This is a genomic window from Massilia sp. P2_C2 (genome assembly GCF_056404615.1).
Genome location: NZ_JBFUDR010000020.1, coordinates 1 through 13,797, shown reverse-complemented (window position 1 = coordinate 13,797; position 13,797 = coordinate 1). Strand labels below are relative to the sequence as shown.

At 63.9% G+C, this 13,797-nt stretch carries 13 protein-coding genes; 5 read left to right on the top strand and 8 right to left on the bottom strand.

What is annotated here, in order from left to right:
- Positions 1 to 4: 4 nt before the first annotated feature.
- The 3 genes from AC1DYX_RS04205 to AC1DYX_RS04195 all read right to left on the bottom strand — a co-directional run bounded on the left by AC1DYX_RS04205 (position 5) and on the right by AC1DYX_RS04195 (position 2,522).
- Positions 5 to 1,234 carry a UxaA family hydrolase gene (locus tag AC1DYX_RS04205; RefSeq protein WP_477256585.1) on the bottom strand — a complete coding sequence of 410 codons (1,230 nt, stop codon included), beginning with the start codon at positions 1,232 to 1,234 and terminating at the stop codon, positions 5 to 7.
- Positions 1,231 to 1,569 (bottom strand): UxaA family hydrolase, encoded by a 339-nt coding sequence (locus AC1DYX_RS04200; RefSeq protein WP_477256583.1) that lies wholly within the window; start codon positions 1,567 to 1,569, stop codon positions 1,231 to 1,233. The genes AC1DYX_RS04205 and AC1DYX_RS04200 overlap by 4 nt, the downstream gene beginning before the upstream one ends.
- A gap of 101 nt (positions 1,570 to 1,670) precedes the next feature.
- On the bottom strand, positions 1,671 to 2,522 hold the full coding sequence (locus AC1DYX_RS04195; RefSeq protein WP_477256581.1) for a LysR substrate-binding domain-containing protein: 852 nt from the start codon (positions 2,520 to 2,522) through the stop codon (positions 1,671 to 1,673).
- Positions 2,523 to 2,611: 89 nt separating this feature from the next.
- On the opposite strand from AC1DYX_RS04195, the gene AC1DYX_RS04190 reads away from it, so the two are divergent.
- On the top strand, positions 2,612 to 3,460 hold the full coding sequence (locus AC1DYX_RS04190) for an alpha/beta fold hydrolase (RefSeq protein ID WP_477256579.1): 849 nt from the start codon (positions 2,612 to 2,614) through the stop codon (positions 3,458 to 3,460).
- 163 nt (positions 3,461 to 3,623) lie between these two features.
- Here the strand turns inward: AC1DYX_RS04190 and AC1DYX_RS04185 are convergent, their stop codons facing one another.
- The 5 genes from AC1DYX_RS04185 to AC1DYX_RS04165 all read right to left on the bottom strand — a co-directional run bounded on the left by AC1DYX_RS04185 (position 3,624) and on the right by AC1DYX_RS04165 (position 7,920).
- Positions 3,624 to 4,334, bottom strand: a complete 711-nt coding sequence (locus tag AC1DYX_RS04185; RefSeq protein WP_477256578.1) for a succinate dehydrogenase iron-sulfur subunit — start codon at positions 4,332 to 4,334, stop codon at positions 3,624 to 3,626.
- Between the two features lie 14 nt (positions 4,335 to 4,348).
- Positions 4,349 to 6,127 carry a succinate dehydrogenase flavoprotein subunit gene (gene sdhA, locus AC1DYX_RS04180; RefSeq protein ID WP_477256576.1) on the bottom strand — a complete coding sequence of 593 codons (1,779 nt, stop codon included), beginning with the start codon at positions 6,125 to 6,127 and terminating at the stop codon, positions 4,349 to 4,351.
- 2 nt (positions 6,128 to 6,129) lie between these two features.
- Positions 6,130 to 6,498: a succinate dehydrogenase, hydrophobic membrane anchor protein gene (sdhD, locus tag AC1DYX_RS04175; RefSeq protein WP_477256574.1), complete on the bottom strand. Its 369-nt coding sequence runs from the start codon at positions 6,496 to 6,498 to the stop codon at positions 6,130 to 6,132.
- 2 nt (positions 6,499 to 6,500) lie between these two features.
- A complete protein-coding gene (gene sdhC, locus AC1DYX_RS04170) occupies positions 6,501 to 6,923 on the bottom strand; it encodes a succinate dehydrogenase, cytochrome b556 subunit (protein ID WP_477256572.1) in 423 nt (140 codons plus the stop codon).
- Positions 6,924 to 7,062: 139 nt separating this feature from the next.
- Positions 7,063 to 7,920 carry a GntR family transcriptional regulator gene (locus AC1DYX_RS04165; RefSeq protein ID WP_477256570.1) on the bottom strand — a complete coding sequence of 286 codons (858 nt, stop codon included), beginning with the start codon at positions 7,918 to 7,920 and terminating at the stop codon, positions 7,063 to 7,065.
- 262 nt (positions 7,921 to 8,182) lie between these two features.
- On the opposite strand from AC1DYX_RS04165, the gene AC1DYX_RS04160 reads away from it, so the two are divergent.
- The 4 genes from AC1DYX_RS04160 (at position 8,183) to acnA (ending at position 13,589) form a co-directional block, all read left to right on the top strand.
- The gene (locus AC1DYX_RS04160) at positions 8,183 to 9,175 is read left to right on the top strand and encodes a malate dehydrogenase (RefSeq protein ID WP_477256568.1); all 993 of its coding nucleotides are present in this window, start codon (positions 8,183 to 8,185) and stop codon (positions 9,173 to 9,175) included.
- A gap of 137 nt (positions 9,176 to 9,312) precedes the next feature.
- Positions 9,313 to 10,302 (top strand): HpcH/HpaI aldolase/citrate lyase family protein, encoded by a 990-nt coding sequence (locus AC1DYX_RS04155; RefSeq protein WP_477256566.1) that lies wholly within the window; start codon positions 9,313 to 9,315, stop codon positions 10,300 to 10,302.
- The gene (locus AC1DYX_RS04150; RefSeq protein ID WP_477256564.1) at positions 10,302 to 10,817 is read left to right on the top strand and encodes a hypothetical protein; all 516 of its coding nucleotides are present in this window, start codon (positions 10,302 to 10,304) and stop codon (positions 10,815 to 10,817) included. The genes AC1DYX_RS04155 and AC1DYX_RS04150 overlap by 1 nt, the downstream gene beginning before the upstream one ends.
- A gap of 63 nt (positions 10,818 to 10,880) precedes the next feature.
- On the top strand, positions 10,881 to 13,589 hold the full coding sequence (gene acnA, locus AC1DYX_RS04145) for an aconitate hydratase AcnA (RefSeq protein WP_477256562.1): 2,709 nt from the start codon (positions 10,881 to 10,883) through the stop codon (positions 13,587 to 13,589).
- Positions 13,590 to 13,797: the final 208 nt, after the last annotated feature.

Genomic DNA, 13,797 nt, shown 5'->3' with positions numbered 1-13,797 from the left:
CTCCTTAGGCTGCTTTCAGGGGCAGGCAGCCAGGACCGATGGGCTCGAACTGCTTGTAGGTGAGGATGAATTCCTGGTGGCCCAGTTCTTCCGAGCGCGTGCACTCGCCGTTGGCGACGCGCGCGATCAGGTCCACGATCTCGGTGCCGACCTGCTCGATGCTGGCTTCGCCCGTCAGGATGCGGCCGGCGTTCACGTCCATGTCGTCGGCCAGCCGTTCGTACGTGCGCGGATTCGCGCACACCTTGATGACGGGTGCGATCGCGGAACCCACCACCGAGCCGCGGCCCGTGGTGAACAGCGTCACGTGCGCACCGCAGGAAATCAGCTCGACGATCTCGGCGTTGTCGGAGATGTTCGGGAAGCCGAAGCGCGGCTCGCCGTCCGGCACCACGTCCAGCAGGTACAGGCCGCCGGTGGGGGCCTGGTCGCCCGGCTTCAGGATACCGACGATCGGCGAGGCGCCGCTCTTCGCGTAGGCACCCAGCGATTTTTCTTCCTGCGTCGTCAGGCCCCCGTCCGCATTGCCCGGCGCGAAACTGCCGTGGCCCATGATCGTGTAGTAGCGCGAGGCTTTCTCCACCGTCCGCACGATCTCGTCGCCCAGCTCGGGCGTGAGGGCGCGGCGCTTCATGTGGAACTCGCAGCCGACCAGTTCACCGGTCTCCTCGAACACGCAGGCGCTGCCGGCCGCGATCAGCTGGTCGAACGCCGCGCCCACGGCGGGATTGGCCGTGATGCCGCTGGTGCTGTCGGAGCCGCCGCAGATCGTGGCCACGACCAGTTCGTCGGCGCGCATCGGGACGCGCTCCTGGCGCGCCAGGTCCTCGACGGCCCAGCGGACCCACTCCACGCCACCCTGCACGCCGGAACGCGTGCCGCCGACGTCCTGGATCGTCACCGTGTGCACGGGACGTCCACTATCCGCGACGGTTTGCGCCAGGCCCCCCTTGTCGAAGCTCTCGCAGCCCAGCGACACCAGCAGCGCCGCGCCGACGTTCGGGTGCGTCAGCACCTGCTTCATGATCTTGTCGGCGTATTCGTTGGGGTAGCAGCCAGGGAAGCCGATCAGGTGCACCGGCTGGTCCGGGAAGTTATTGACGATCAGGCGCGCGACGTGGTGCGCGCACTCGACGAGGTAGGCGACGACGACGACGTTGCGGATCCCCTTGCGCCCGTCCGCGCGCGGGTAGCCTGTCAAGGCGATGTTGGCCAGATCGGTGGAGGTGGTCATGGTGCTTTGTGTCCGATGAAGTGGTTGCCGTCCTGTTCGAGCGTGAAGGTCGGGATGTAGTCGCTTTCGAGATTGTGCGTATGGATGTGCGCACCGATGGCGACCGGCGCCGTGGCCGTGCCGATGATGGCGCCATAACGCACCACCTTGTCGCCGGGCGCCAGGTCGCGGCGGGCGACCTTGTGTCCGAGGCGAACGTCGCCGGGCAGCGTCACCGGCTGGCCATCAATGGAAACCACGTCGCCGGCCTTCAGGTCGACGCGCGCGATGAGGCAATTGTCCTCGCGGGACATGAGCAGCAGGCTGCCGGCCTGCGCTGGGGTGGTGCTGGGCATGACTGACCTTTGCGGTAACTTGGATCAAATATGCCCCCGATTGTATTCTATAAATTGAAAACAGACGACCGTTTGTTGTGCTGCGGCGCAACATGTGCCGTTCAGCGTCGCAATTCCGACATGATCTTTTCAGCAAGGAAATCGCACGGCGGCCGCTTCGACTTCGTGCTGCGCGCGAGGACGACTTCCAGCGGATCGATGTCCGGCAGCCCCTGCGCCTGGCCGACCAGGGTCAGGTGCGCGGGCACGGCGCAGCGCGCGAGGGGCGCCACGGCGAGTCCCGCCTCGACCATGCTCAGCAATCCCATCAGGCTCGGGCTCTCGTACGACGTGCGGTAAGGAATCCTGGCCCGCTCCAGGCTGCGGATCGCATTTTCCCGCGCCACGCTCCCCGGCAGAAACACGGCGATCGGCAACGGGCGCTCCTTCCAGAGGTCGCGGGCGCTGGGCGTCGCGGCCCAGACCATCGGTTCGAACCGGATGAATTCTCCCGACAGGCCTTTCACGCGCGTCGCGCACACGAGGTCGACCGAACCATCCCTGACGAGCGGCGCGAGCGCCACGCTGGGCAGGCCTACGACCTGGATCTGCACTTTCGGATAAGTGGCGGAGAACTTCTTGAGGATGGATGGCAGCAGCGACGAGGCATAGTCGTCGGGCACGCCGATGACGACGCGGCCGGTGATGTCCGGCCGCACCACGGCGGCCCAGGCTTCGTCGCGCAGCGCCAGCATGCGCCGGGCGTACGTCAGCAGGACCTCGCCATCCTGCGTCGGCATCACGCTGCGCGGCCGGCGCACGAACAGCGGCTTGCCGAGCGCCTCCTCCAGGGTCTTGATCTGCATGCTCACCGCGGACTGCGAACGATGCACCACTTCCGCCGCGCGGCTGATGTTGCCGGTATCGGCCACGGCGACGATCATGGCCAGGACGTCGAGATCCAGTGCTTTCATAGAGTTCAGAAAATCTGATAGATACAATCAATAATATGCGATTTTCTTGGGATTGGGTGTGGTGCATAGTAACGGCAAAGGAGCACACCATGAACGCACGAACCGACTTGCAAGCCCTGTCAGTACCCGAGGTCTATTTTGCGACCATCCCGTCCGGCACGCGCGTGCCCTATGTCACGCACGGTGCCGGCGAACCGCTGGTGTTCGTGCATGGATCGCTGTGCGACTACCGTTACTGGACCAGCCAGACGGCCGTCCTGTCGAAGCGATTCATGTGCGTGTCGGTCAGTCTCGGCCATTATTGGCCCATGGACGACCTCGCGCTGCAGGGCACGTTCAGCTGGAGCACGCACGTCGCGGAACTCGCGGAATTCATCACGGCGATGGATCTCGGCCCGGTGCACCTCGTCGGGCATTCGCGCGGCGGCTGCGTGGCATTCCAGCTGGCGCGCGAATATCCCTACCTCGTGAAATCGCTGACGCTCGCCGATCCGGGCGGGCCGTTGCAGATCGACGGGATGCCGGAAGCGTCGTTGGCGCCGGCGACGATCGCCGTGCGCGAGCGGGTTGCCGATCTGATCGCGGACGGTGCGATCGAGGAAGGACTGGAAATGTTCGTGGATTCGGTCAGCATGCCCGGCATCTGGCGCAAGAGCCCGGCCGCTTTCCGCGCGATGGCGATCGCCAACGCGGGCACGCTGCCGAAGCAGTTCCGCGATCCGCTGCCGGCCTATACGCGCACGGCGGCGGCCGGCGTGAAATGCCGGACCTTGCTGATCGCGGGAGAACGGAGTCCGCGCATGTACCGGGACAACGTGGACCGGCTGGCGGAGTGGATGGAACACGTGGACAAACGGCGCGTCGCCGGCGCGTCGCACGGGATGAACGTCACGCATGCGGCGGAATTCAACCGGCTGCTCGAAGCGTTCGTAGGATAAACGGAACGGATTTTGCTGTAGGGTGGGCATTTGAGGCCGGGGGCCTCAAATGAAACGTGCCCACGCGGACGTTTGCGATCTGCGAACGTTACGCGTGGGCACAGGGGTGCCCACCCTACGWCGTTTTTGACGGGRACGTTTRACGRTCCCCRTCGARMCSTKCTTARATCGCGCGGCGTACCAGCAATTCCTTGATCTTGCCGATCGCCTTGTTCGGATTCAACCCCTTCGGGCACACGTCCGTGCAGTTCATGATCGAGTGGCAGCGGAACAGGCGGTACGGGTCTTCCAGGTTGTCCAGGCGCTCGGCGGTCGCTTCATCGCGCGAGTCGGCGATGAAACGGTACGCCTGCAGCAGGCCGGCCGGGCCGACGAACTTGTCCGGRTTCCACCAGAACGACGGGCACGACGTCGAGCAGCAGGCGCACAGGATGCACTCGTACACGCCGTCCAGCTCCTCGCGCTCTTCCGGCGACTGCAGGCGCTCTTTCTCCGGCGGGATCGAGTCGTTGATCAGGTAAGGCTTGATCGAGTGGTACTGCTTGAAGAAGTTGGTCATGTCCACGATCAGGTCGCGGATGACCGGCAGGCCCGGCAGCGGACGCAGCACGATCGGCTGGGTCAGCTCGTTCAAATTCGTCGTGCAGGCCAGGCCGTTCTTGCCGTTGATGTTCATCGCGTCCGAACCGCACACGCCTTCGCGGCAGGAGCGGCGCAGCGCGAGCGAATCGTCGACGTCKGACTTGATGCGCTGCAGGACGTCCAGCAGCATCTTGTCGGTGTCTTTCAGCTCGACGGTGACGTCTTGCATATAGGGCTTCGAATCCTTGTCCGGATCGTAGCGGTAGATCTTCAGTTGGACTGTGCGTGCCATTGTTGGTACCTAAATTAGAACGTGCGGGGCTTCGGTTTGAACGTGTCGACGGTGAGCGGCTTGGTCACGACCGGCTTGTAGTCGAGACGGTTGCCTTCCGAGTAGAACAGGGTGTGCTTCATCCAGTTCACATCGTCGCGCTGCTCGTAGTCGCTGTGGGCGTGGGCGCCGCGCGATTCCTTGCGCGCCGCGGCCGACACGACGGTCGCCTTGGCCACTTCGATCAGGTTGTCCAGCTCGATCGCCTCGATGCGCGCCGTGTTGAACACCTTCGACTTGTCCTTGAACGAGACGTGCTTGCGGCGCTCGTCCAGCTTCATGATTTCCTTGACGCCTTCGTCCATCAGCGCCTGCGTGCGGAACACGCCGCAGTGCTTCTGCATGGTGGCGCGGATGGCGTTGGCCACRTCCTGCACCTTCTCGCCRCCMSTCGAGKTTTCCAGGCGGTTGAGGCGGCCCAGCGCGTAGTCGGCGAAGTCCTTCGGCAGCGCGCGGTTGCCCTGCTCCTTCAGGTTCTGCGCGACGATGTGGTTGCCGGCCGCGCGGCCGAACACGACMAGGTCCAGCAGCGAGTTCGTGCCCAGGCGGTTGGCGCCGTGCACCGACACGCACGARCATTCGCCGATCGCGTACAGGCCGTTGACGATCTTCTGGCCGCCGCTGCCGTCCGGGGTGACGACCTGGCCRTGGATATTGGTCGGGATGCCGCCCATCTGGTAGTGGATCGTGGGCACGACCGGGATCGGTTCCTTGGTCGCGTCGACGTTGGCGAACTTGTGGCCGATTTCGAGAATCGACGGCAGGCGCTTGCGGATCGTATCGGCACCGATGTGGCGCAGGTCCAGCAGCACGTGGTCCTTGTTCGGGCCGACGCCGCGGCCTTCCTTGATCTCCTGGTCCATCGAGCGCGACACGAAGTCGCGCGGCGCCAGGTCTTTCAGCGTCGGGGCGTAGCGCTCCATGAAGCGTTCGCCGTTGCTGTTGATGAGGATACCGCCCTCGCCGCGCACGCCTTCCGTGATCAGCACGCCCGCGCCGGCCACGCCGGTCGGGTGGAACTGCCAGAACTCCATGTCCTGCAGCGGGATGCCGGCACGCGCCGCCATGCCCAGGCCGTCGCCGGTGTTGATGAAGGCATTGGTCGACGCGGCGAAGATACGRCCGGCGCCGCCCGTGGCGAACACGGTCGTTTTCGCCTGCAGCATCATGACGTCGCCCGTTTCCATTTCCAGCGCGACGACGCCGAGCACGTCGCCATCCGAATTGCGCACGAGGTCCAGCGCCTGCCACTCGACGAAGAAGTGCGTGCGCGARCGGACGTTACGTTGATACAGCGTGTGCAGCAGCGCGTGGCCGGTACGGTCGGCGGCGGCGCAGGCGCGCTGCACCGGCTTYTCGCCGAAGTTCGCGGTGTGGCCGCCGAACGGACGCTGGTAGATCGTGCCGTCCGGGTTGCGGTCGAACGGCATGCCGAAGTGCTCCAGCTCGTACACGACCTTCGGGGCTTCGCGGCACATGAATTCGATGGCGTCCTGGTCGCCCAGGTAGTCCGAACCCTTGACGGTGTCGAACATGTGCCAGTACCAGTCGTCCTCGCTCATGTTGCCCAGCGAGGCACCGATGCCGCCCTGTGCGGCGACGGTGTGGGAACGGGTCGGGAAGACTTTCGACAGCACGGCCACGTTCAGGCCGGCTTCRGACAATTGCAGCGCCGCGCGCAGGCCGGAACCGCCGGCGCCGACGATGACGACGTCGAAATGGCGGACAGGGATGTTGGTGTTGATTGCTGCCACGATTACACGCTCCAGAGAATTTGCACAGTCCAGGCGGCGCAGGCGAGCAGCCAGAGCACCGTGGCGATCTGCAGGGTCAGGCGGATGCCGACCGGTTTGACGTAGTCCATCCAGATGTCACGGATACCGACCCACACGTGGTAGAACAGGCCGAAGAACGTGACCATCGTGAAGAGCTTGAACCACTGGCGGGCGAACAGGCCGGCCCAGCCTTCGTAGGTGAAGTTCTGGCCGGTCAGGAACGAGACCAGCAGGATGACGGTGAAGACGACCATCACGATGGCCGTCACGCGCTGCGCCAGCCAGTCGCGCATGCCGTAGTGCGCGCCGACGACGAGGCGGCGCTGTCCGATGTTCTTGGGGGTAGTCATGATTAAAACACTCCGAACAGTTTGAGAGCGACCAGCACGGTCAGGGCGAGGCTGACGGCCAGCACGTAGCGGGCGGTGCGCTGCGAGGCGTCCTTGTCCAGGGCCATGTGGTTGTCCATGAACAGGTGGCGGATACCGGCGCAGAAATGGTGCAGGTAGCCCCAGGACAGGCCCAGGATGACGATCTTCGTGAACGGGTGGCTGACGATGCCCGCGAAGTGGGCGAACGAGATCTCGGAACGGAGGCTCTGTTCGAACAGGTACAGCAGGAACGGCAGGAACAGGAACAGCACGAAGCCGCTGATGCGGTGCAGGATCGAGACGATCGCCGACGGCGGCTGCTTGTAATTCATCGTGATGTCCGTAATGCTCACATTACGGATCGGCTGCCCTCTTTTTTGCACGTTTTTCACGGCTTCGGACATGGAACACCTCCCTTAAAACTGACTGATTTTATATATTGAACCGGTTCTGGTTTTGGCCTTCCGACGCTTGCCCAAAACCAACGCATTGTAATCGCTGCCAACGATTCATGCACCAGCAAGGAGCCGGCACAAACACGTTTCAGGACAATTCGTTCTGGTAATGATGCTTCGCTGTCAGATACAATCCGCGACGCAATTCCACAGCTTTATCTCCATACGTATACGACACCCGATCCGCGCACAGCAGCGGCGTTCCTTCCGCCACTTTCAGCGCCTGTGCCGTTGGCGCATCCGCCGCCACCGCCCGGATTTTTTCCGACGCGCGGATCATGCGCGTGCCGAATTCGGATTCGAACAGGCCATACATCGGACCCTTGTACTCCGCCAGGCGTTCCGCCGTCAGTCCCTTGAACAACTGCCCCGGCAGCCACAGTTCCTCGAGGATCGTGGGCGTGCCGCCATCGCTCATCAGGCGCTTGATATAGACGACGGCGTCGCCGGACTTCAGGTCGAGCAGGCGCGCCACCTCGGCCGGCGCACGGATGCGCTTGACCTCGAGGTATTCGTGATCGAAATGCTGGGGGACGCCCTCGTCGGGCATCAGCTTGAGGAAGCGGAAGTGGGCACGCGCCTCGTTATGGGTGGCAACGAACGTGCCCTTGCCCTGGCGGCGCACGACGAGGTGCTCGGCGGCGAGCTCGTCGATGGCCTTGCGTACGGTGCCCTGGCTGACCTTGTAACGGGACGCCAGTTCGACTTCGCTGGGGATCAGTTCGCCCGGTTTCCATTCACCGGACTGCAGGCTCTGCGTGATGAGACCCTTGATCTGCTGGTAAAGTGGAGAAAATGTGGGGGACGTGCCCGTGGGGGACGTGCCCGTGGGGGACGTGCCCGTGGGGGACATGCCAGCCTGGGACGGCGCCGCGCCGTCGACAGCGCCGCCGGCGCCTGTATTCGAGGCGCCATTGCTGTTCGGATTGGACGAGGCTTGGTTCATAGACCGCGATTTTTTCATAAATCCCACCCTGCGTCCAGTGCGAAGATGCCAAGATTATGTGTCTTATATAAGACATATGATATGAATTGACAGATGGAATATGGCGAGACTACACTCGCGATCGATCGAGCGTGGGCGCCCCTTGTCGGCGATGCGTCGCACGCCCGCCAGGGGATGGCGCTTTTGGTATCATTGCGGTTTTCCCAAACAGGCGTATCCTCGGCGTCGCCCCGTTTTCATTCCCAAACTTTGGAGATTCATCATGGCTAAAACCCCTAAGCGCGTTGCCGTCACCGGCGCGGCCGGCCAGATCGGCTATTCCCTGCTGTTCCGCATCGCCAACGGCGACATGCTGGGCAAGGACCAGCCGGTCATTCTGCAGCTGCTCGAAATCGACAACGAAAAGGCACAGAAGGCGCTGAAAGGCGTCATGATGGAACTGGAAGACTGCGCATTCCCGCTGCTGGCCGGCATGTCCGCCCACAGCGATCCGATGACCGCCTTCAAGGATGTTGACGTCGCCCTGCTGGTCGGCGCCCGTCCGCGTGGCCCGGGCATGGAACGTAAAGACCTGCTGGAAGCCAACGCCCAGATCTTCACGGTGCAGGGCAAGGCGCTGGACGCCGTCGCCTCGCGTGACGTCAAAGTGCTGGTCGTCGGCAACCCGGCCAACACCAACGCCCACATCGCGATGAAATCGGCCCCGAATCTGCCGGCCAAGAACTTCACCGCCATGCTGCGCCTGGACCACAACCGCGCCCTGTCGCAAGTTGCCGCCAAAACCGGCAAGGCCGTCGGCGACATCGAGAAGATGGTCGTCTGGGGCAACCACTCGCCGACCATGTACGCCGACTACCGTTTCGCCACGGTCGACGGCAAGTCGGTCAAGGACCTGATCAACGACCAGGAATGGAACGCCAACACGTTCCTGCCGACCGTCGGCAAGCGCGGCGCCGCCATCATTGACGCCCGCGGCGCATCGTCGGCAGCCTCGGCCGCCAACGCCGCCATCGACCATGTGCATGACTGGCTGCTGGGCACCAACGGCAAGTGGACCACGATGGGCGTGCCGTCGGACGGTTCGTACGGCATTCCGGAAGGCATCGTCTTCGGCTACCCGGTGACCACCGAAAACGGCGAGTACAAGATCGTCCAGGGCCTGGAAATCGACCAGTTCTCGCAGGAACGCATCAACCTGACGCTGAACGAACTGAGCGAAGAGCGCGCCGGCGTCGCTCACCTGCTGGGCAAGTAATCCGGTAACGCATACGTTTGGTGGGCTCGGGGAGCCCACGCGTGACGTTTGCGATGCGTTGACGTTCGCGTGGGCCCGTATTTCATGCCCCCGACATGACATGCCCGCCCTACAATGTAATCTGCCAGGATCACACAATGCATCCTTCCGAGGTTTTATTCCAGGGCCAACGCCAGCCGCTGCTGCTCCCTGCCTGCGACCACTATGCCGGCAGCGAGAAGCTGATGCGCAAATCGATGGCCCTGCAACAAGAGCTTGGTGCCCTGTTCGACATCACCTTCGACTGCGAAGACGGCGCCAGCGCCGGCAACGAGCGCGCCCACGCCGAGCTGGTGGCGACGCTCGTCAATGGCGCCGACAACCGCTTCAACCGCATCGGCGCGCGCCTGCACGACGTCACGAGCCCGTACTTTACGCAGGACGTCGGGGTCATCGTGGGCGCCGCCGCGCAAAAGCTCGCCTACGTCGTGCTGCCCAAGCCGGACAGCCTGGAAGACGTCCTGCGCGCGCAGGACGTCGTCAACCAGGCGGCGGCCAGGGCGGGGCGGCACTTCCTCCCGCTGCACGTCCTGATCGAAACGCACGGCGCCCTGCACGACGTGTACGCCATCGCCGCCCTGCCCCAGGTCGAAAGCCTGTCGTTCGGCATCATGGATTTCGTCTCGGCACATTACGGCGCGATTCCGGCCGCCGCGATGCGTACRCCGGGTCAATTTACCCATCCCCTCGTCGTCCGGGCGAAACTGGAGATGGTTGCGGCATGTCATGCGCATGACAAAGTCCCTTCGCATAATGTGACGACCGAGATCAAGGACAGTGCGGTCGTCGCCAACGATGCCCAGCGTGCCGCCGCCGAATTCGGATTCACGCGCATGTGGAGCATCCACCCCGACCAGATCAAGCCGATCGTCAAGGCCTTCACGCCGCGCCTGGCGGAGGTGAACGAGGCGACGAATATCCTGCTCGCGGCGATGGCGAAGGATTGGGGTCCGATTGCCCACGGTGGCCGCTTGCACGACCGTGCCAGCTACCGATATTATTGGACGGTGTTGCAGCGCGCGAAGCTGGCCGGCCTTGCGCTGCCGGATGCCGCGGCGGCACTCGTCAATCAACCGGAATCCATCTGATGGCCATCACTCTGAAACACATGCTCGCCGCCAGCGCTCTCGCGCTCGCGGCTGCCGGTCTTTGCGCGCCGGCATCCGCTTCCCCCAAGGAAGCCCGTCCCAAGGCCACCAAGGTCCCGAAGGAAAAAGCAAAATCCCCCAAGCACAAGAAGGCGAAGAAGGAAGCGCCGAAGCAGGAAATCGTGGACGACGAGCCGGTACCGGACCTCACCGACACGACGATGGCCGAATACTCCTGCGAGCTGAACAACAAGGTCACCATCTACCGCAACCTGATGGACGACAGCCACATCGTCCTGCGCTGGCAGAACCGCCTGCGCCTCATGGACAAGGTCGGCACGACCACGGGCGCGAAACGCTACGAGAACGCGAAGCTCGGCCTCGTCTGGATCGGTATCCCGTCGAAGGGTATCCTGCTCGATTCGAAGCAGAACCGCCAGCTCGCCAACGAATGCAAGGATGCCGAACAGGCCAAGCCGGTCGTGGCTGCCGCGCCTGACGAAAAGAAAAGCTGATGCCGACTGGCATTGCTGACGAGTTGTATGTAACAACAAAATCCTTTTTAAACAGGAGAGCATATGTCTCGCAATACCTTTAACACGCTCAAGGAATTCCCGCTCGCGGCGGGCCAGACCGGCCAGTTCCACTCGTTGCCGGCACTGGGCGAAGCGCTGGGTGTGAACCTGTCGCGCCTGCCGGTGTCGATCCGCATCGTCCTCGAATCCGTGCTGCGCAACTGCGACGGCAAGAAGGTGACCGAAGAGCACGTCCGCCAGCTGGCGAACTGGGGTCCGACCGCCGCCCGCACCGAAGAGATTCCGTTCGTCGTCGCCCGCGTCGTCCTGCAGGACTTCACCGGCGTGCCGCTGCTGGCCGACCTGGCTGCGATGCGCAACGTGGCCGCCAAGACCGGCGCCGATCCGAAGAAGATCGAGCCGCTCGTCCCGGTGGACCTGGTCGTCGACCACTCGGTCACCATCGACCACTTCCGCACCCCGGACGCGCTCGACCTGAACATGAAGATCGAGTTCCAGCGCAATAACGAGCGCTACCAGTTCATGAAGTGGGGCATGCAGGCATTCGACACGTTCGGCGTCGTGCCCCCGGGCTTCGGCATCGTGCACCAGGTGAACCTGGAGTACCTGGCCCGCGGCGTGATGAAGAACGGCTCCATGTACTACCCGGACACGCTGGTCGGCACCGACTCGCACACCACCATGATCAACGGCGTCGGTGTCGTCGGCTGGGGCGTAGGCGGCATCGAAGCGGAAGCCGGCATGCTGGGCCAGCCGGTGTACTTCCTGACCCCGGACGTCATCGGCGTCAACCTGACCGGCGTGCTGCGCGAAGGCTGCACCGCGACCGACCTGGTCCTGACCATCACCGAAATGCTGCGCAAGGAGAAGGTCGTCGGCAAGTTCGTGGAATTCTTCGGCGAAGGCACGGCCACGCTGTCGACCACCGACCGCGCCACCATCGGCAACATGGCGCCGGAATACGGCGCGACGATGGGCTTCTTCCCGGTCGACGACAAGACCGTCGAGTACCTCCGCGGCACCGGCCGCACCGAGGAAGAACTGGCCGCCTTCGAAAACTACTTCAAGTCCCAGCAACTGTTCGGCATCCCGCACGTAGGCGAGATCGACTACACCCGCGTGCTGCACCTGGACCTGTCGACCGTCACCCCGTCGCTGGCCGGTCCGAAGCGTCCGCAGGACCGTATCGAGCTGGGCAACGTGAAGGCCAACTTCTCCGACCTGTTCTCCAAGCCGACGAGCGAAAACGGCTTCAACAAGTCGCCGGACGACCTGTCGAAGGTCTACGAAACGACCAATGGCCTGCGCGTGAAGAACGGCGACGTGCTGATCGCCGCCATCACGTCGTGCACCAACACGTCGAACCCGAGCGTGCTGCTGGCCGCCGGCCTGCTGGCCAAGAAGGCCGTCGAGAAAGGCCTCACGGTCGCGCCGCACATCAAGACCTCGCTGGCCCCGGGCTCGCGCGTCGTCACCAACTACCTGGAAGCGACCGGCCTGCTGCCTTACCTGACCCAGCTGGGCTTCGGCCTGACGGCGTACGGCTGCACCACCTGCATCGGCAACGCGGGCGACCTGACGCCGGAACTGAACGCCGCGATCACGTCGAACGACATCATCGCCGCCGCCGTCCTGTCGGGCAACCGTAACTTCGAGGCGCGCATCCACCCGAACATCCGCTCCAACTTCCTGGCCTCGCCGCCGCTGGTCGTCGCCTATGCGATCGCCGGCAACGTCACGCGCGACCTGATGACGGAACCGGTCGGCAAGGGCCAGGACGGCGTCGACGTCTACCTGGGCGACATCTGGCCGACCTCGCAGGAGATCCACGACCTGATGAAGTACGCGATGAACTCGGACGTCTTCAAGTCCAACTACGCGGACGTCAAGGGCAACCCGGGCGCACTGTGGGAAGCCGTATCGTCGGTGTCGGGCCAGGTCTACGACTGGCCGGAGTCGACCTACATCGCCGAGCCGCCGTTCTTCAGCGACTTCGAGATGACCCCGAAAGCAGCCGCCGCAGGCGTCCAGGGCGCGCGCGCGCTGGGCGTCTTCGGCGACTCGATCACCACCGACCACATCTCCCCGGCCGGTTCGATCAAGGAAGACGGTCCGGCCGGTAAATGGCTGAAGGACCACGGCGTCATCAAGGCCGACTTCAACTCGTACGGCTCGCGCCGCGGCAACCACGAGATCATGATGCGCGGTACGTTCGCGAACGTCCGCATCAAGAACAGGATGATCCCGCCGAAGGCCGACGGTTCCGCGGTCGAGGGCGGCATCACCATCCACCAGCCGGGCGGCGAACAGCTGTCGATCTACGACGCGGCCATGAAGTACATCGCGGAAGGCACCCCGACGATGATCTTCGCGGGCGAAGAGTACGGCACCGGCTCCTCGCGCGACTGGGCGGCCAAGGGCACCCAGCTGCTGGGCGTGAAGGCCGTGATCGCCCGTTCGTTCGAGCGCATCCACCGTTCGAACCTGGTCGGCATGGGCGTGCTGCCGCTGCAATTCCTGGGCGACGACAGCGTCGACACCCTGGGCATTACCGGCAACGAGACCTATGACCTGAAGGGCCTGGAAGGCGAGATCCGTCCGCAGATGCAGGCGACCCTCGTGATCCACCGCGCCGACGGCTCGACCAGGGAAACGTCGGTGCTGCTGCGCATCGATACGCCGATCGAAGTGGATTACTACAAGCATGGCGGCATCCTGCCGTTCGTGCTGCGCCAGCTGCTGGCGGCGTAATTCCTTCGTTCGCAAGAAGGGCCGGATCCCTCACGGGCTCCGGCCCTTTTTCATTATTGACGCTCACTTTTCCGTAGGGTGGGCTCCCCGAGCCCACGCGTGACGTTCGTGTTGTGCCAGCGTTCCCCCGAGCCCACGCGTGACGTTCGTGTTGTGCCAGCGTTCCCCCGAGCCCACGCGTGACGTTCGTGTTGTGCCAGCGTTCCCC

Bases quoted from the DNA above. Each gene is read 5' to 3' on its own strand.
- AC1DYX_RS04205 (WP_477256585.1), bottom strand. From the start codon at position 1,234: ATGACCACCTCCACCGATCTGGCCAACATCGCCTTGACAGGCTACCCG.
- AC1DYX_RS04200 (WP_477256583.1), bottom strand. From the start codon at position 1,569: ATGCCCAGCACCACCCCAGCGCAGGCCGGCAGCCTGCTGCTCATGTCC.
- AC1DYX_RS04195 (WP_477256581.1), bottom strand. From the start codon at position 2,522: ATGAAAGCACTGGATCTCGACGTCCTGGCCATGATCGTCGCCGTGGCC.
- AC1DYX_RS04190 (WP_477256579.1), top strand. From the start codon at position 2,612: ATGAACGCACGAACCGACTTGCAAGCCCTGTCAGTACCCGAGGTCTAT.
- sdhD (WP_477256574.1), bottom strand. From the start codon at position 6,498: ATGACTACCCCCAAGAACATCGGACAGCGCCGCCTCGTCGTCGGCGCG.
- sdhC (WP_477256572.1), bottom strand. From the start codon at position 6,923: ATGTCCGAAGCCGTGAAAAACGTGCAAAAAAGAGGGCAGCCGATCCGT.
- AC1DYX_RS04165 (WP_477256570.1), bottom strand. From the start codon at position 7,920: ATGAACCAAGCCTCGTCCAATCCGAACAGCAATGGCGCCTCGAATACA.
- AC1DYX_RS04160 (WP_477256568.1), top strand. From the start codon at position 8,183: ATGGCTAAAACCCCTAAGCGCGTTGCCGTCACCGGCGCGGCCGGCCAG.
- AC1DYX_RS04150 (WP_477256564.1), top strand. From the start codon at position 10,302: ATGGCCATCACTCTGAAACACATGCTCGCCGCCAGCGCTCTCGCGCTC.
- acnA (WP_477256562.1), top strand. From the start codon at position 10,881: ATGTCTCGCAATACCTTTAACACGCTCAAGGAATTCCCGCTCGCGGCG.